Below are 17,289 nucleotides of genomic sequence, written 5' to 3' on the forward strand. Positions count from 1 at the left end.
CCAGACGACATGGGATTTCTGCTACGCTGGCTCTTTGCCTTTTGCCTTGTCGCTGCGACCTACAACCCGACACCATACAACTTCGTCCGCTGGGCGATGACCGACGGTCAGGAACAATTATCCATCACCGTCCTGATCGGGCTGATACTGTTGGTGTGCTACATAATTTACCTCAGAGCGACACTCCGGTCTATCGGAGCGTTTGGCATGGCTTTGATCCTTGCCCTTGTCGGCGCGCTGCTTTGGGTCGCTTTCGATTTCGGGCTTCTTGACCTGCAAAACCGGAACCTGACGGTTTGGATTGGCATTTTCGCCCTATCGCTGGTTTTGGGCATCGGCCTTAGCTGGTCCATCGTGCGCCGTAAACTATCAGGTCAGGCAGACGTGGATGACGTTGAAGAATAATCGCGTCTTCTTTTTCGAAATATGCTACCAAATCGCCAACCAAAAGCACCCCCTCCGGATAATACACAACCAAAGGCACATACTCCGATCCGAGAGCGGGGCCCGGCGGACCTGCCCGAGACTTACCAGCGCGCGCCAGCGCACAAAGTGACAACCTGATTGATGGCCCAACAAACACCGGTGATCTGATCGACCATCACGGGTTGCACGATGCGCCACTTGGCCTTAGATACCCCCCATTCACGAAAGGCATCCGGGACAGCCATGGAAAACGTCGTTCTCATCATCCATCTTCTTCTCGCGCTCTCGCTGATTGGCGTCGTGCTACTTCAGCGGTCCGATGGCGGTGGACTTGGCGCCATGGGTGGCGGCGGCGGCGGCGGCTCGGTCAGCACCCGAAGCGCGGCCACTGGCCTTGGTAAACTCACATGGGTTCTTGCGATTGCGTTCATCTGCACGTCGCTGACCCTTACTGTGATTGCTGCGCAAAACGCCTCGGGCAGTTCGATAATGGATCGGTTGACCACAGGTGGTGACGCGCCGGCCGAAGAAACCGGCACCGATGCGCTCGACGCAGACGGCCTTCTGCCACCACCTTCCTCGACGAACACGGACGCACCATTGGTGCCGCGCGCCGATTAACGCACGTACGGTCTGAACGGACGCGCGGTCCACTTGGTCCGCGCGTTTTTCTTTGTGCCAAAGGTCCACCATCCCTTGAGGCGCGTTTATCTGACGTAACATCATCTGGGGTTCGGCCTTGCGTTTTGTCGCCGAATCCTCTACCGGTCAAATCCCGTGATGCTGTGCACCGAAGGCTGCGCAGATTGCATGATTTGCAGCACTTCGCGGGAGGTTTCCACACATGGCACGCTTTATCTTCATCACCGGCGGCGTGGTGTCTTCCCTTGGCAAAGGCTTGGCCTCAGCCGCTCTTGGCGCATTGCTGCAAGCGCGTGGCTTTTCGGTTCGCCTGCGCAAGCTTGATCCCTACCTGAACGTCGATCCCGGCACGATGTCGCCATTTGAACATGGCGAGGTGTTCGTCACCGACGATGGCGCGGAAACCGACCTGGACCTTGGCCACTACGAACGCTTCACTGGCGTTCCTGCGCGCAAGACAGACAGCATATCGTCGGGTCGCATCTACACCAACGTTCTCGAGAAAGAACGTCGTGGCGATTACTTGGGCAAAACCATTCAAGTGATCCCGCATGTCACCAACGAGATCAAAGACTTCATCGCGATCGGCGAAGATGAAGTGGATTTCATGCTTTGTGAAATCGGCGGCACGGTGGGCGATATCGAAGGCCTGCCCTTTTTCGAAGCAATCCGCCAGTTTTCCCAGGACAAACCCCGCGGCCAGTGCATCTTTATGCACCTCACGCTGCTGCCCTATATCAAAGCATCCGGTGAGCTGAAAACCAAGCCGACGCAGCACTCCGTCAAGGAACTCCGCTCTATCGGTCTGGCCCCTGACATCCTTGTGTGCCGCTCCGAAGGACCGATCCCTGCCAAGGAACGCGAGAAACTAGCGCTTTTCTGCAATGTGCGCCCCGACAGCGTGATCGCCGCGCAGGACCTCAAGTCGATCTACGAAGCCCCCCTTGCGTACCACCGCGAAGGGTTGGATCAGGCTGTTCTGGACGCGTTCCAGATCACACCGGCGCCCAAGCCCAATCTCGAGAAATGGGAAGACGTGGCCGATCGCATCTACAACCCGGAAGGCCAAGTCAACGTCGCCATCGTGGGCAAATACGTGCAACTCGAAGACGCCTACAAGAGCATCGCAGAGGCGCTCACCCATGGCGGAATGGCCAACCGTGTCAAGGTCAATGTGCAATGGGTCGATGCCGAGATTTTTGAACGCGAAGACCCTGCCGCACATCTCCAGGGTTTCCACGCCATCCTCGTGCCCGGCGGTTTTGGGGAACGCGGCACCGAGGGCAAGATCAAAGCAGCGCAATTCGCCCGCGAACACAAGGTCCCCTATCTGGGCATCTGTCTGGGCATGCAAATGGCCGTGATCGAGGCCGCCCGCCACGTCGCCAAACTGCCCGATGCCGGGTCCGAGGAGTTCGACCACGAGGCAGGTAAAAAGCGTTTCACGCCCGTTGTTTACCACCTCAAGGAATGGGTGCAGGGCAACCAGACCGTCAATCGCAGCGTCGCCGATGACAAGGGCGGAACCATGCGCCTTGGCGCTTATGACGCGGTGCTGACCGAAGGCTCAAAAGTAGCCGAGGTCTACGGCACCACCACCATCGACGAACGCCACCGCCATCGCTACGAAGTCGACATCAAGTACCGCAAGGCGCTTGAGGAAGGTGGGCTCTGTTTCTCCGGCATGAGCCCAGATGGCCGCCTCCCCGAGATCGTCGAATGGCCAGATCACCCGTGGTTCATCGGCGTCCAGTTCCACCCGGAATTGAAGTCAAAACCGTTTGACCCGCACCCGCTGTTCAAGGATTTTGTGCGGGCGGCGAAGGATGTGTCGCGGTTGGTTTAAGATACTGAGTAACCACCCAAACACTTTCAATATTCAGAACGCGGGCCCAGGGCTGCGTAACCAATGCATCAACGCAGCGTGGGTCCTTTCGGAATGCCCCTACCCGTTTCCCGCAATCTACCCTATCACCAGCCTATGCTGTCCTACCAACACCTCTACCACGCGGGAAATGCCGCAGATGTTCATAAACATGCTGCCCTCGCTGTGGCGCTGGATTATCTGACACGCAAGGACAAGCCCCTCAGCTATATTGAAACCCATGCGGGCCGGGGCCTTTATGATCTGGACGCCCCCGAAGCAGTGAAAACCGGTGAGGCCGCTCAGGGCATCACCCGGCTTCAGGATCAGTTCCCAAAAGATCACCCCTACACCAAAGCCCTCGCGGCACAGACCGATCACCTCTATCCCGGCTCTCCAGCCATCGCCCGCGCATTGCTCCGCCCGACCGACACGCTCCACCTTGCGGAATTACACCCGCAGGAATACGCGGCGCTCAGAAACAACCTGCGTGCGCCCAACGTTCACACCTACCAGCAAGACGGCCTTGCCGTGGCACAGAGCCTGTGTCCACCGACGCCACGTCGCGGTCTGATGCTGGTCGATCCCAGCTATGAGATCAAAGCCGACTACAGTCAAATTCCCAAATGGCTGGGAGCACTTACAAAAAAATGGAACGTAGGCGTGGTGATGATCTGGTATCCGATCCTGACCTCAGGCGCGCACCGCCCCATGCTGCGTGGCCTGCAAACGGCGCACCCCGAGGCGCTGACCCACGAGGTCCATTTCCCACCTGCGCGTGACGGCCATCGCATGGTCGGCTCAGGCTTGTTCATCGTGAACCCACCTTTCGGCATCGGGCCTGTGCTCAAACCGCTCGCTGCGATGTTCCGCAAACTGACATGATCCGCGCAAGCCTTATCTTGCTCTGCCTGCCGGGCCTTGCCAGCGCAAACGAACTGCGCAAAGTGCCCTATGACAGCCTGCGCGGCCAGCCGCACCGCATCGAAACCTTCGACAGCGTACCTGCGACAACCGAGCCAGGGATCAATTTCGACCAACACTGGCGCGCGCCGGGTTTGTCCATTGCAGAACGCTTATTGGGTCAGGGCCTTGCAGAAACCGACACCGAATATGGCAGGTTCGATAGCCTCAACGGACTGCCCGGCGCGCAACCCCGGGTGATCCCGGGTGTATCGGGACAGAACTTTACGATTGCATATCACGACGGGTTTGGATCAAACGCTCTCTTTCCCATTGGCCCGGTGGGCATTGCTGGCGCCGATGGTCGCGGCGAAGGCAGCGTGGCGCTCACATTTGACGATCCGCAATACGCTTTTGGCCTGCGCCTGCATGCAGAATACCCCGACCCGTTGGGCCAACGCCCTATGCCCCGCGCCGCCGAGATTGCGTTCTACGATGCAAATGCCAGACTTCTGACCGATTTTGTGCTGCCTCTTGGGCGCGGCGTGATCTCACTCGCGTGGCGCAGTGGCTATGGAGTGGCGGCGGTGACCATCGAAAACACTGATCCTGGCGGCATTGCCATCGACGATATTCTTTACGAGGTTGAAGACCTCTCAGGATAACCCATTGGCGAAGTGGTGCGGGCGGCATATATCCCTCTTATGTTTGCAGATTTTCTCAAGCGCCTCACCGCGCCCGACCCCGCCCCGCTTCCCGATTCCGATGCCCGTCTGGCCCTGACAGCGTTGCTTGTGCGCGTCGCCCGCACCGACGGCGACTATGACGAAAGCGAAAAAACCCGCATCGACCGGATCGCTGCCGCCCGTTACGGCCTGTCTCCGTTCGAAGCCTCCAAACTACGGGGCGAGGCGGAAACGCTCGAGTCAGAAGCCCCCGACACGGTTCGATTCACCGGGGCCATCAAAGACGCCGTGCCCTACGAAGACCGCATCGCTGTTATCGAAGCCCTTTGGGAGGTCGTGCTTGCCGATGGCGTCCGCGAAGCCGAAGAAGACGCGCTTCTGCGGCTGGTCTCGAAACTCCTTGGCATCAATGACCGCGACAGTGCACTTGCCCGACAACGCGTCGACAAAGCATGAGTGTGGCCAGCCTGCCGATGTACTGGCGGGCAGAAACCGCCGAGATGTGGCAGGAATTCTGGTCAGTGGTTCAAGACTGCGCCACCGCTCAGGGCTCGCCTCTTCCCGACCTGACACCACCGGATGGCCTGCCAGCCAACTGGGTTGATCACTGGCTTGATCCGACGCTCATCTTGTCGATGACCTGCGGCTTACCGTTTCGCACGACGCTGCGTGACAAGGTTCAATATGTTGGCACGTTGGATTTCGGCCTGACCACTGAACCGGGGTACTATTGTTCGCAGATCATCACCGGGCCTGATCTGTCCGGACCTCCACGCACACTGGCCTACAACAGCCCCGACAGCCAATCCGGCTGGGCCGCTGCCCAGGATGCGCTCGATATCTCAACATTCACTGAGGTCATCCAGACCGGTGGACATGTGGCCTCTCTCGCTGCCGTGGCCGACGGCCGTGCCGACATCGCCTGCCTTGACGCCGTGACGTGGCGCATCCTTCAAAGTGTCGATCCCAACGCCGCCAAGGTCGCGGCGTCAGGCACCACCCGACCAACCCCTGGCCTGCCCTTGATTACAGCTTTTGGTACGGACCCAGCTCCGCTCCGTGCCGTGCTCGCTACCGCCACCAAAGCCTTTTCGCCGACTGATCCCGACCTGATAGGCGGTGCGATAACGTTCTGCGTTCTTGATCCAAAGCGCTATTATGCTGAGCCTATTCCGGCGCCACCACCGGCCTGACGCCGGGTCACAGAGCGTAAACTTCACAGATCTGCCACTTTCTGGATTGCATCATGTGCGCGTTTGGTTCCATCCTCGCCCGCATCTTTGATCACCGACATCAGGTTTCTCTGTGACAGACACACCCGTTCTGGAAATTCGCAACCTGCACAAGCAGTACGGGAGCCTTGAGGTCATCAAGGGCGTCGATATCACAGCGCATCGCGGTGATGTGGTCTCGTTGATCGGATCGTCCGGATCGGGCAAATCAACCATCCTGCGCTGCGCCAACCTGCTCGAGGACAGCCAGCAGGGCGATATCCTGTTCAAAGGCGAAGCGGTCACCTGGAAAGGCTCCGGCCTTGGCCGCCACCCCGCCGATCCCAAACAGGTGCTGCGCATCCGCACGAACTTGTCGATGGTGTTCCAGCAGTTCAACCTTTGGGCCCATATGACGATCCTGCAAAACGTGATGGAAGCGCCGGTGACTGTGTTGGGTCGTGACAAGTCCGAAGCTGAACACGCAGCCCGCAGTTATCTCGACAAGGTCGGCATCGGTGACAAGTCTGACGTCTATCCGGCGCAATTGTCCGGCGGACAACAACAACGCGCGGCGATTGCCCGCGCGCTTTGCATGGAGCCCGAAGCGCTTTTGTTCGACGAACCGACCTCGGCGCTTGACCCTGAACTGGAACAAGAGGTTGTCAGAGTTATCAAAGATTTAGCGGCAGAAGGCCGAACCATGCTGATTGTCACACATGACATGAAAATGGCCCGCGACGTGAGCAACAACGTCGTGTTCCTGCATCAAGGCCTGATCGAAGAAGAAGGCGCACCGGACAATCTGTTCGGCGCACCAAAATCGGAACGATTGCGGGGGTTTCTGTCCTCCACAATGGCCGATTAACCATTTAAGAAACCGGGAGAACCTACCAATGAAAAAGATCATCCTCGGCACAGTCGCATTCGCGCTGACTGCCTCGATGGCATTTGCCGAAAGCCACTCTGTTGTCCGTTTGGGCACCGAAGGTGCCTACCCTCCATATAACTTCATCAACGACGATGGCGAAGTCGACGGCTTTGAACGCGAACTTGGCGATGAGCTGTGCGCGCGCGCCGAACTGACCTGCGAATGGGTCACCAACGAATGGGACAGCATCATTCCCAACCTCGTGGCTGGCAACTACGACACCATCATCGCGGGCATGTCGATCACCGAAGAGCGCGATGAAGTGATTGATTTCACTGCAAACTACACCCAACCTGACCCCTCCGCTTACCTCGCCCTTGATGGCGCGGATGTCGATTTTGAAGGCGGCGTGATCGCGGCGCAGGCTGGCACCATTCAGGCAGCACAGATCGCGTCCTCCGGCGCGACACTGGTCGAATTCGCGACGCCTGATGAAACCATCGCCGCCGTGCGTAGTGGTGAGGCAGATGCGGTTTTGGCCGACAAAGCATATCTGTCCCCGATCGCGGAAGAAAACGCTGATGTCGCCATCGTTGGCGATGACGTGCTTTTGGGCGGCGGCATCGGCATGGGCATCCGCGAAAGCGACACCGAATTGCGCGACAAGTTCACCGCAGCCATCGACTCAATGAAAGCGGACGGCTCACTTAACGCGCTGATCGAAAAATGGCTGCCAGGATCGGCAACCTTCTAAGAACAAACCCATGAAGGGAGCGGTACGCTGCTCCCTTCATCTTGCCGGATAAACTCACTCCCACCTCCTCAGAGGCGCGCCATTTTCAGCTTTTGCACAGATCCGGATACGCTCGGCACCTTCCAGTGGATGGCGTGCTATCTGACGACCGGAAAACATATGGGCCTCTATTGGTCCTTCGGCACGGTCTTGCTTTTGCTTGCAATCACTGCCCCCACGGCTCTGGCTTTCGGCTTTGGCGGAGCGTCGGCTGCACGTTCGAAAATCGCGCCGATCCGCTGGTTCGGTAAAGGCTATATTGCCATCGTGCGCGGTGTGCCGGACATTGCCTTTTTCCTCTTCTTCGTCCTGGCGCTCGATATCTTTTTCGAATGGGTCCGCCACGAAATCAAATGCCCGGGCTGGACCGACAGCATCTGGCAAGGCAATGATTTTGTTGTCTGCGACATCGCCAAACTGCCGATGAACAATGCGCCGCAATGGGTCCATGAAACCTATGGCTTCTTCCTTGCAGTCCTGACTTTCGCCATTGTTTTTGGAGCATTCGCAGCCAATGTGCTTTATGGCGCCATGCGAGCCGTACCGCACAACCAGTTGGAAACGGCCGAGGCATACGGCATGTCACGCCGACAAGTCTACTGGCGCATCCTTGTCCCGCAGATGTGGGTCTTTGCCCTGCCCGGCCTGTCCAACCTTTGGCTGGTACTGATCAAGGCTACGCCGCTTTTGTTCCTGCTTGGCGTTGAGGACATTGTTTACTGGGCCCGCGAATTGGGCGGTGCGAAGACACCACGCTTTACCGATTATCCGCATCCCGACTGGCGCATGTGGTACTTCCTCGGGCTGTTGATCTTCTACCTCGCCTTTACGCGCGTGTCAGAGATCGTACTCGACAAGCTGATGCTGAAGCTCACGCATGGACAGGCCACTATGGGCGGCGACGCACAGCGAAAGGCTGCAGCATGAGCTGCTGGGAAACCATCGCCGATTACGGTTTGCGATCCATTGGTATTGGCGAACGAGTTCTACCGCGCGAGGGTTTCACATTATGCCAGCAGTTTACCCTGATCGGGTCTGGCATGTTGTGGAACATTTATTTCGGCGTTCTGGCGCTTAGCGCGGGCTTCTTTCTTGCCACCGGGGTGGCCTTGGGCAAGGCATCGAACAACTATCTGTTGCGCAAAGCCAGTGCGTGGTTCATTTTCCTTTTTCGCGGATCGCCGCTTTTTATCCAGTTCTTCTTTGCCTATTTCCTATTCCTTTCACTCAAACCGGTCTCACCGATCTTTGACCCGTTCACCGCCGCATGGCTGGGAGCGCTAATCGTTTTGTTCCTCAACACTGCGGCCTATTCCGGAGAAATCTTCTACGGCGCACTACAGTCTGTTCCGCGCGGTGACATCGAAGCAGCCGACGCCTATGGTATGATCGGCTGGGCACGGTTCAAACGGGTCACATGGCCCACCATGCTGCGGCTTGCGTGGCCTGCCTACACAAACGAGGCGATCTTTCTCTTCCATGCAACCACGCTGGTCTACTTTTCAGGCTTTCCCGCATGGCAACAACGGGGAGACGCGCTGTATTACGCGAATTTCTTTGCTGACAAGACGTTCAATCCGTTCATTCCATATCCAATTCTGGCCTTCTATTTCATCATTCTGACCCTTCTCATCATCAGCTTGTTTGGCCTGATCAATCGCCGCCTCAACCGCCACCTTCCGCAAGAAGCGCGCACCAAGATGAAGCTCAAGCTAAACGTTATCCGTTAACGAACCCTTGCCATTCGCCTATGCAAACGGGTATTTCTAAATTTGATCAAATTTCGAAACGGCACCCAAATGGACACCCATATTCGCAACTGGCTTCGCAAAAATCCGCAGGTCCGAACCATTCGCGTCGCGGCGTCCGACCTTAATGGTCAGGCGCGTGGCAAACGTGTGCCCGCGCGCTTTGCCGACAAGGTTCTTGATGGCGGCACACGGTTTCCGTTGTCAGTTCTGAACCTTGATATCTGGGGCGAAGACATCGACGACAGCCCTCTGGTGTTCGAGGCTGGTGATGCTGATGGAGTGCTCTGGCCCACCGGGCGCGGCTTCGTACCAATGCCGTGGCTTGAGGCGCCCAGCGCATTGCTCCCCCTGTGGATGTTCCGCGAAACCGGTGAGCCCTACGAGGGCGATCCGCGCCACGCACTGAATGCCGTCGTCGAACGTTACAAAGCTCGCGGTCTGACCCCGGTGGTTGCGATGGAGCTTGAGTTTTTTCTAATTGATGACAGCACTCGCAATCTTCAGGTGCCCGCATCACCCCGGTCGGGCAAGCGCCGCAAGGCGGGCGAGATCCTGTCGATCCGACTGATCGACCAGTTCGACCGCTTTTTCACCGATCTTTACGACGCCTGCGAGGCGATGGACATCCCTGCTGATACGGTGATTTCCGAGGCTGGTCTGGGCCAGTTCGAAATGAACCTGATGCATTGCGACGACGCCCTTCGCGCAGCAGATGACGCATGGCTCTTCAAGATGCTGGTTAAGGGCCTGGCACGCCGCCATGGGTTTGCAGCGTCTTTCATGGCGAAACCTTATCCGGACTATTCCGGCTCGGGCATGCACACGCATTTTTCGGTGCTCGATAAAAACGGCAAGAACGTCTTCGACGACGGCGGTCCTAAAGGCACCGACATGCTGCACCACGCAATCGCAGGCTGTCTGAATGGCATGTACGACAGCACGCTGCTTTTTGCACCGCATTGGAACAGCTATGATCGTCTGGTGCCCGAGGCGCACGCGCCTACCGGCATCGCGTGGGCATATGAAAACCGCACCGCCGCGATCCGCGTGCCGTCGGGCAGCACGTCCGCGCGCCGCATTGAACACCGCGTGGCAGGTGGCGATGTAAACCCCTACCTGACGCTGGCTGCGATTCTTGGTGCGGCATTGACCGGCATTGAAGACGGCAAGGCGCCGCCCGATCCGGTCAAGGGCAACGCCTACGCGCTTGACCTGCCGCGCATTCCCAGCGAATGGGCCCCGGCGATTTCCGCGTTCGAGAACAGTAAGATCATCCCGCGAATCTTCCACGAAGAGATGATCCGCAACCTTGTCCTGACCAAAAAGCAGGAACGCCATTACATGGACGAACTCACCCCGGCCGAACGGGTCGAAATATACCTCGACACGGTCTGAAGCACACCTTGCCCGCCGCTGGGCAAGCGCATAGCTTAGGGCCACAAACACCTTGGTGCCTCATGAAAATCGGAATTCTGCAAACGGGTCTGGCACCGGACGAGCTTAAAGGCACGTTCGGCGAGTATCCCGGATTCTTCGAACGTCTGCTGTCGAACAAGGGCTTCACCTTTGAAAGCTGGTCGGTGGTTGAAAACGTCTTTCCAACCGGGCCAGAGGACGCCGATGGCTGGCTCATCACAGGATCAAAGCACGGCGCGTACGAGGATCACCCTTGGATACCGCCACTGGAACAACTGATCCGCGATATCGTCGCAGCTGATCGTCCATTGATTGGAGTGTGTTTCGGCCACCAGATCATCGCGCAGGCTCTTGGCGGAAAGGTCGAAAAATACGAAGGCGGCTGGGTCGTCGGCCAGCAAACCTATGATTTCGGCGGCGACAGCATGACCATCAACGCTTGGCATCAGGATCAGGTGATCACCGCGCCCGAAGGCGCACAGGTCTTGGCCAGCGGCACTCATTGCGCCAATGCAGCCCTGCTTTATCCTGGCAAAGCCTTCACCGTGCAGCCGCATCCCGAATACGGGGACGACTTCATCAAAGGCCTTATCGAAACACGCGGGCCGGGTGTGGTTCCTGATGATCTGATGCAGGACGCCAAGTCCCGCATGGGCCAACCGCTCGACAATGGCCGCATGGCCGATCAATTCGCCAAATTTTTCCTCGAAGGGACTCTCGCATGACCGACTGGACAGACAGCCTCCCGGACTCGGCCCGCGCGTTCCTAGAAGGCCGCAGGTTGGACGAGGTCGAATGCATCATTGCCGACCTGCCCGGCATTGCTCGGGGTAAAGCGGTACCTGCGTCGAAATTCGCGCGGCAGGAGTACTTTCACCTGCCAGATTCGATCTTTTTTCAAACCATCACTGGCGATTGGGGCGAAGCCGCCGACGAAGACGATGGCGGCTTTATCGAACGCGACATGATCCTGAAGCCCGACATGAGCACCGCCACCGCCGCCCCTTGGACAGGCGATTGGACGTTACAGGTCATCCACGACGCCTATGATCGCAAGGGCAATGCAGTTCCCTATGCACCGCGCAACGTGCTCAAACGTGTGGTGCAGCTTTACCATGATCAGGGGTGGGAACCGGTCGTTGCCCCCGAGATGGAGTTCTTTCTGACTGCCCGCAATCTTGATCCGGCCAAAGCTATTGAGCCGATGATGGGCCGCTCGGGTCGCCCTGCCGCGGCGCGTCAGGCCTATTCGATGACCGCGGTTGACGAATTTGGGCCGGTGATCGACGACATCTACGACTTTGCAGAGGCACAAGGCTTTGAAATTGACGGCATCACCCAGGAAGGGGGCGCCGGACAATTAGAGATCAACCTGCTCCACGGCGACCCGGTCAAGCTGGCTGACGAGGTGTTCTACTTCAAACGCCTGATCCGCGAAGCCGCATTGCGGCACGATTGCTTTGCCACGTTCATGGCCAAACCGATCGAGAACGAGCCAGGCAGCGCCATGCATATCCACCATTCGATCATGGACATGGAAACCGGGAGAAACATCTTTTCCGGACCACAAGGCGGGGAAACAGATGCCTTCTTCCATTTCATCGGTGGGTTGCAAACCTACACGCCTGCCGCGATCGCGGTGCTGGCCCCATACGTGAACAGCTACCGCCGGTATGTCAAAGAACACGCGGCACCGATCAACCTGGCTTGGGGCCGGGACAACCGCACAACCGGCATCCGCATTCCCCTGTCGGGCCCAGACAGTCGCCGCGTTGAAAACCGATTGGCCGGCATGGACTGCAATCCTTATCTTGGTATCGCAGCCTCGTTGGCGTGCGGCTATCTTGGGTTGATGAATGAAAAATGGCCATCCAAACCGCTCAAGAAAGACGCGTATGAGGGCGAGGCAGATATCCCGCAGGTCTTGGGTCAGGCACTGCAACTATTCGAAGAGGCAACCGAGTTGCATTCGATTTTGGGTGAAGATTTTTGCCGCGTTTATTCCATCGTGAAACGCACCGAATACGAAGAGTTTTTGCAGGTCATCAGCCCGTGGGAACGCGAGCATTTGTTGTTGAACGTCTGATCAATGGACATCGAACCGGCTGCGCCGGTCCGATCAGTTGGGGGGCCAGCCCCCCAATCCCCCCGAGGTATTATGAACCAAAGAAGCACAGGATCGCACTTTGAACCTTCTGTTCAGCAATGACAAACGCGGGGAGTATCCGCAAAGCTGGTACGCCGCGACCGCAACGCCATTAAAACCGTTTGCGCCCATGCAGGGCGAAAACCGCGCCGATGTCTGTATTATCGGGGCCGGGTATACAGGCCTGTCGGCCGCGTTGCACTTGGCGGAAATGGGCGCGGATGTTGTTCTGCTGGATGCGCATCGTGTCGGTTTTGGAGCCTCCGGTCGCAATGGCGGGCAGCTTGGATCCGGGCAACGGCAGGATCAAATCACGCTTGAGAAGATGGTGGGCGATGATGCCGCGCGCTATTTGTGGGATCTGGGCGAAGACGCAAAAGATTTGGTGCGCGGCCTGATCGCCAAGTATGATATCGATTGCTACCTCAAAGATGGCATCGCATGGGCTGCGTCGCGCCCTGCCGATGTGGCCGACCTGCATGACTATGCCGCCCATCTGAACACGCGGTACGGCTATGACCAGATCAAGCCACTCGACAAAGATGCGTTTCATGCGCTTTGCCCATCGCCCGATTATGTCGGCGGTACGCTTGATATGGGGGCGGCCCACCTGCACCCCTTGCGATTGGCGCTTGGGCTGGCCGAGGCTTCGGCAAAGGCGGGCGTCCGCATCCACGAACGGAGCCATGTGCACGAGGTCAAACACGGAACCACGGTCACCGTTCGTACCGATGCAGGTCATGTGGTGGCGGATCACGTGATCTTGGCCGGGAACGGATATCTGGGCGGGCTTGACCGGCAGGTCACGTCGCGCGTCATGCCGATCAACAATTACGTAGTCGCCACCGAACCCCTAGGCGACGAAGCCGCTCGTGTGCTGACGCAGGATGTGGCTGTCGCGGATTCGCGCTTTGTCGTCAATTACTTCCGGCTCAGTCACGACAAGCGTCTGATTTTCGGCGGTGGTGAGACATATGGCTACCGGTTCCCGTCAGATATACCCGCCTTGGTTCGCAAACCGCTGACCACGATCTTCCCGCATCTGCGCGATGTGAGGATCGACCATGCCTGGGGTGGCACGCTGGCGATCACGATCAAACGCATGCCCTATCTCGCCCGCGTGCGGCCCAATATCCTGTCAGCCTCCGGATATTCCGGCCACGGCGTCGGCAACGCCATTCAGGCCGGAAAGCTGCTCGCCGAAGCAACGCGCGGCCCGTCCGAAGGGTTTGCTGCCTTCAACACCATCCCTCACACGCCATTCCCCGGTGGCGGATTGATGCGCACACCGATCTTATCGCTGGCCATGACGTGGTACGCGATGCGCGACCGGTTGGGTATTTGACCCCAGTCTCAAAGCCGCCCCACACAAGATCGAGCGCCGGATTACTTGTCGAGTTTCGACAGTTTTTTCTGAAGCTCGGCCAGCTGTGTCTTGATCGCGTCAAGGTCGTCAGTGTCCGACCCCGCCTCTGGCGAGGCGCCGGGCGTTTCGCTTTCATCCGGCGAAGGCCCCGACCAATTCGCAGACATCCCACCAGTCATCGCCTTGAGAAACGCTTCTTGCTGCGCCTGAATGGCCTCAAACCCCGGAACGCCCGACATAGGGTTGGTCTTGCCCATGTTTTCCATCCATTTGGATTGGCTGTCGCGGAACATCTCAAAGCTTGCCGCAAGGAATTGCGGCACCGCACTGGTCGCAGTGGTGGTGTAGCTGCGCACCAGATCGTTCAGCACATTGGTAGGTAAAACGCTTTCCCCACGGCTTTCGTGCTCTGCGATGATCTGCAACAGGTACTGACGCGTCAGGTCATCCCCGGATTTAAGATCGACAATCTTGACCTCACGACCACCGCGAATGAACCCAGCGATATCTTCCAATGTCACATAATCGGATGTTTCGGTATTATAGAGACGCCGGCTCGCGTAGCGCTTGATTAGTAGCGGTTTTTGGTCTTCGGCCAAGGTGTCCCCTCCCCGGAATACTTTGCTGCATTGCAGCCTACGCACATGCAGCACAAAAAGAAAGCATTGCTGACATCTTCACAAAACAAAAAAAGGCCGGACTCACAAGGAGCCCGGCCAGAATATAGCGTTCCAATTTGGGAGGAGAGAACGCTAATCCTTAAAGCTTACTTCGCAGCAGCAGTTGCCTTCTTGGCAGCTGTTGTCACGTCAGCTGTTGCTTTCTTGACTGCGGCAGTTGCATCTTCGGAGATGTCTTTGCCAGCGGCCATCATCAGCTCAACTGTGTCCATCTGAACTTTCTTCGCGATCTCGGCGAATGCGGCCATGTTCTCGGCAGCAACTTCAGCCTGAGCGGAAGCGAAATCGGTCATTGCTTTTGCGTAATCAGCAGGCTCTGTCTTTGCTTTGGACATGTCGCTCAGCTTGGCGAGCGTGTCTTTGGTCCACTTTGCGGAAATCTCAGCCGACTTATCAGCCGCTTCGATCGCAACAGTGGACAGCTTCTCGTTCAGAGTTGCTGTTGTTTTGAAAGCATCTTCCATTGCTTTCGTGTCTACCGGAAACGCGCCCATCATTTCTTTCATGGTCGCTGTCATGTCGGGTGTCTTAGCCATTGTCTCAAATCCTTTTCCTGCTCGGCGGGCCCACCCCGCTGTGTCTTGCAGATGAGCTTTATCTACATGCTGCATCGCAGCATTTCAAGTTTTTTCTGCACTGCAGCAAAAATTCTTTTCGTAGCGTCAATTCCAAGCTTAGGCCCGGGCCTTGATCAACACGTATGTTCCCGGTGCCGGAGCCAAGGACGGATGCGATTTATCACCTATTTCCCGTGCCTTGATCCATTTACCCGAACGTTTAGAGATCCATTTTTCCCAAACTGGCCACCACGATCCTTCAGTGAAATCGGCCGACGCCAACCAGTCTGTGGGCGGCAGAGACAGGTCTTCATTCGTGTAGTGACCGTATTTTTTCTTGGATGGTGGATTGACGATTCCAGCAATGTGGCCCGACTCGGACACGATAAAGGTCTTGGACTTGGACCCCATTTTCTGAACCCCGTTATAGCAGTCCTTCCAGGCGGCGATGTGATCCGTCTCGCAAGCGATCGAACACAGCGGCACATCAACGTCCCTAAGACTGAGCGTATGCCCCATCAATTCAAACTCACCCTCGGCAAACTTGTTCGACTGGCACAGGCCACGCAGATACTGCACCGCCATCCGCCCGGGAAGGTTGGCCCCATCGCCGTTCCAGTACAGCAGGTCAAAGGCCGGGGGCGTTTCCCCCATCATGTAGCTTTTGATCGCCGGTCCGTAGATCAGGTCATTCGACCGCAAATAGCTGAACGTACGGGCCATGATGAATGACTTGAGAATACCGGTATCACCGATCTCTTCTTCGATACCGTCGATAAAGTCATTCTGCAGGAACGGCGTGAATTCACCCTGATCCGAAAAATCGGTCAGCGTGGTAAAAAAGGTGGCGGATTTGATTGACTTGTCGCCCCGCTGTTTGAGCAGGGACAGGGTCAGACTCAGCGTGGTGCCTGCGATACAATAGCCGATCGCATTGACCTTCTCGACACCGCAGATCGATTTCACTTCGTCGATGACACGAAGGTAGCCATCCTCGATATAGGTATCGAGGCCGACATCCTTATAGCTCTCATCGGGGTTGATCCAGCTTACCACAAACAGGGTGTACCCCTGATCCACCACCCAGCGAATAAACGAATTCTCTGGCTTAAGGTCCAGAATGTAAAATTTATTGATCCATGGCGGAAACAGAATTATCGGCGTCTCGCGCACCTTTTCGGTGGTCGGTTTGTACTGGATGACTTCCATCATGTGATTTCGATAAATCACCTCGCCTTCTGCCGTCGCGATGTTGGTACCGATCTCGAACGCACCTTCGTCGGCCAGTCGCACAACGAGTTCACCGTTGTTGGCTTCCAAATCCGAGACAAGGTTCTCAAGGCCGTGGACCAGGCTTTCGCCTTCCGTTTCAAGCGCCTTCTGCAAGGCATCTGGATTGGTCGCCAAAAAGTTGGTCGGCGCGAACATATCCACGATCTGCTGCGCGAAATAGCGCAACCGACGCTTCTCCGTCGCGTCCATGTCCTCAATATCGTCCACAGCATTGCGGATTGCGTCAGCGTTGATGAGGTATTGCTGTTTGATAAAGTTAAAATAAGGGTGCTCATCCCACATCGGGTTCTTGAACCGGCGATCCTTGGGACCCGGATCTTCGGGCGCCTCCAGTTTTCCTTTAGACAAAGCACGCTGCGCTTCAACGTAATGCGTGACCGATTTGCCCCAATACTCGATCTGATGTTCGAGGATCTTGGCCGGGTTTTGCAGCCATTCCTGCCAATATGCCTGCATGGCCTGACCAAACAACATGGTGTCTGGCGCATGCAGTGCCGGGTTGATTTGCTTTTTGCTGGACAGGGCCGTCATGAGCCGCTGCGTCAGCGTCTCGATCTTTTGCAAATTGGCCTCAAGTCCCGCGCTCATTTCTGGTGCGGCAACGTCGTTAGTTGTCATGACCAATTTTCCCCCCTATTCATGCTGCCATGCAGAATACAGTCGCCTGCGGTGGGAGGCAAAGCG

General features: G+C 57.2%; 18 protein-coding genes. 15 read left to right on the forward strand and 3 right to left on the reverse strand.

All coding sequences use genetic code 11. The features are described 5' to 3' along the window. Positions 1 to 9 precede the first annotated feature (9 nt). The 15 genes from ACTG4M_RS05180 (at position 10) to ACTG4M_RS05250 (ending at position 14,054) form a co-directional block, all read left to right on the forward strand. Positions 10 to 405, forward strand: coding sequence for a DUF6524 family protein (locus tag ACTG4M_RS05180; RefSeq protein ID WP_439122575.1), 396 nt, complete (start codon positions 10 to 12; stop codon positions 403 to 405). A 264-nt stretch (positions 406 to 669) separates the two neighbouring features. After that, positions 670 to 1,047, forward strand: coding sequence for a preprotein translocase subunit SecG (gene secG, locus ACTG4M_RS05185; RefSeq protein WP_439122576.1), 378 nt, complete (start codon positions 670 to 672; stop codon positions 1,045 to 1,047). Positions 1,048 to 1,270: 223 nt separating this feature from the next. After that, positions 1,271 to 2,914 (forward strand): CTP synthase, encoded by a 1,644-nt coding sequence (locus ACTG4M_RS05190; RefSeq protein WP_439122577.1) that lies wholly within the window; start codon positions 1,271 to 1,273, stop codon positions 2,912 to 2,914. A 135-nt stretch (positions 2,915 to 3,049) separates the two neighbouring features. Next, positions 3,050 to 3,817, forward strand: coding sequence for a 23S rRNA (adenine(2030)-N(6))-methyltransferase RlmJ (locus tag ACTG4M_RS05195; protein WP_439122614.1), 768 nt, complete (start codon positions 3,050 to 3,052; stop codon positions 3,815 to 3,817). After that, entirely contained in the window at positions 3,814 to 4,500 is a 687-nt protein-coding gene (locus ACTG4M_RS05200) for a hypothetical protein (protein WP_439122578.1), read from the forward strand. The genes ACTG4M_RS05195 and ACTG4M_RS05200 overlap by 4 nt, the downstream gene beginning before the upstream one ends. Before the next feature lie 39 nt (positions 4,501 to 4,539). Further along, positions 4,540 to 4,977 (forward strand): TerB family tellurite resistance protein, encoded by a 438-nt coding sequence (locus ACTG4M_RS05205; RefSeq protein WP_439122579.1) that lies wholly within the window; start codon positions 4,540 to 4,542, stop codon positions 4,975 to 4,977. After that, positions 4,974 to 5,714, forward strand: coding sequence for a phosphate/phosphite/phosphonate ABC transporter substrate-binding protein (locus ACTG4M_RS05210; RefSeq protein WP_439122580.1), 741 nt, complete (start codon positions 4,974 to 4,976; stop codon positions 5,712 to 5,714). The genes ACTG4M_RS05205 and ACTG4M_RS05210 overlap by 4 nt, the downstream gene beginning before the upstream one ends. Positions 5,715 to 5,826: 112 nt before the next feature. Then, on the forward strand, positions 5,827 to 6,600 hold the full coding sequence (locus ACTG4M_RS05215) for an ABC transporter ATP-binding protein (protein WP_439122581.1): 774 nt from the start codon (positions 5,827 to 5,829) through the stop codon (positions 6,598 to 6,600). A gap of 28 nt (positions 6,601 to 6,628) precedes the next feature. Next, positions 6,629 to 7,357, forward strand: coding sequence for a transporter substrate-binding domain-containing protein (locus ACTG4M_RS05220; protein ID WP_439122582.1), 729 nt, complete (start codon positions 6,629 to 6,631; stop codon positions 7,355 to 7,357). Between the two features lie 81 nt (positions 7,358 to 7,438). Further along, entirely contained in the window at positions 7,439 to 8,323 is an 885-nt protein-coding gene (locus ACTG4M_RS05225; RefSeq protein ID WP_439122615.1) for an ABC transporter permease, read from the forward strand. Next, positions 8,320 to 9,126 carry an ABC transporter permease gene (locus ACTG4M_RS05230; protein ID WP_439122583.1) on the forward strand — a complete coding sequence of 269 codons (807 nt, stop codon included), beginning with the start codon at positions 8,320 to 8,322 and terminating at the stop codon, positions 9,124 to 9,126. Before ACTG4M_RS05225 ends, ACTG4M_RS05230 begins: the two co-directional genes overlap by 4 nt. Positions 9,127 to 9,207: 81 nt before the next feature. Further along, a complete protein-coding gene (locus ACTG4M_RS05235) occupies positions 9,208 to 10,542 on the forward strand; it encodes a glutamine synthetase family protein (protein ID WP_439122616.1) in 1,335 nt (444 codons plus the stop codon). A 62-nt stretch (positions 10,543 to 10,604) separates the two neighbouring features. After that, entirely contained in the window at positions 10,605 to 11,288 is a 684-nt protein-coding gene (locus tag ACTG4M_RS05240) for a type 1 glutamine amidotransferase (RefSeq protein WP_439122584.1), read from the forward strand. Beyond that, the gene (locus tag ACTG4M_RS05245; RefSeq protein WP_439122585.1) at positions 11,285 to 12,649 is read left to right on the forward strand and encodes a glutamine synthetase family protein; all 1,365 of its coding nucleotides are present in this window, start codon (positions 11,285 to 11,287) and stop codon (positions 12,647 to 12,649) included. Before ACTG4M_RS05240 ends, ACTG4M_RS05245 begins: the two co-directional genes overlap by 4 nt. Positions 12,650 to 12,749: 100 nt before the next feature. After that, entirely contained in the window at positions 12,750 to 14,054 is a 1,305-nt protein-coding gene (locus tag ACTG4M_RS05250) for an NAD(P)/FAD-dependent oxidoreductase (protein ID WP_439122586.1), read from the forward strand. A 41-nt stretch (positions 14,055 to 14,095) separates the two neighbouring features. On the opposite strand, the gene phaR is transcribed toward ACTG4M_RS05250, so the two are convergent. The 3 genes from phaR to ACTG4M_RS05265 form a co-directional block, all read right to left on the reverse strand. After that, complete coding sequence (gene phaR, locus ACTG4M_RS05255) at positions 14,096 to 14,674, reverse strand: polyhydroxyalkanoate synthesis repressor PhaR (protein ID WP_439122587.1); 579 nt, start codon at positions 14,672 to 14,674, stop codon at positions 14,096 to 14,098. Positions 14,675 to 14,841: 167 nt separating this feature from the next. After that, positions 14,842 to 15,291, reverse strand: a complete 450-nt coding sequence (locus ACTG4M_RS05260) for a phasin family protein (RefSeq protein ID WP_439122588.1) — start codon at positions 15,289 to 15,291, stop codon at positions 14,842 to 14,844. Positions 15,292 to 15,429: 138 nt separating this feature from the next. Further along, a complete protein-coding gene (locus tag ACTG4M_RS05265; protein ID WP_439122589.1) occupies positions 15,430 to 17,223 on the reverse strand; it encodes a PHA/PHB synthase family protein in 1,794 nt (597 codons plus the stop codon). Positions 17,224 to 17,289 lie beyond the last annotated feature (66 nt).

It is taken from the genome of Marivita sp. (genome assembly GCF_965656765.1).
Taxonomy (GTDB): domain Bacteria; phylum Pseudomonadota; class Alphaproteobacteria; order Rhodobacterales; family Rhodobacteraceae; genus Marivita.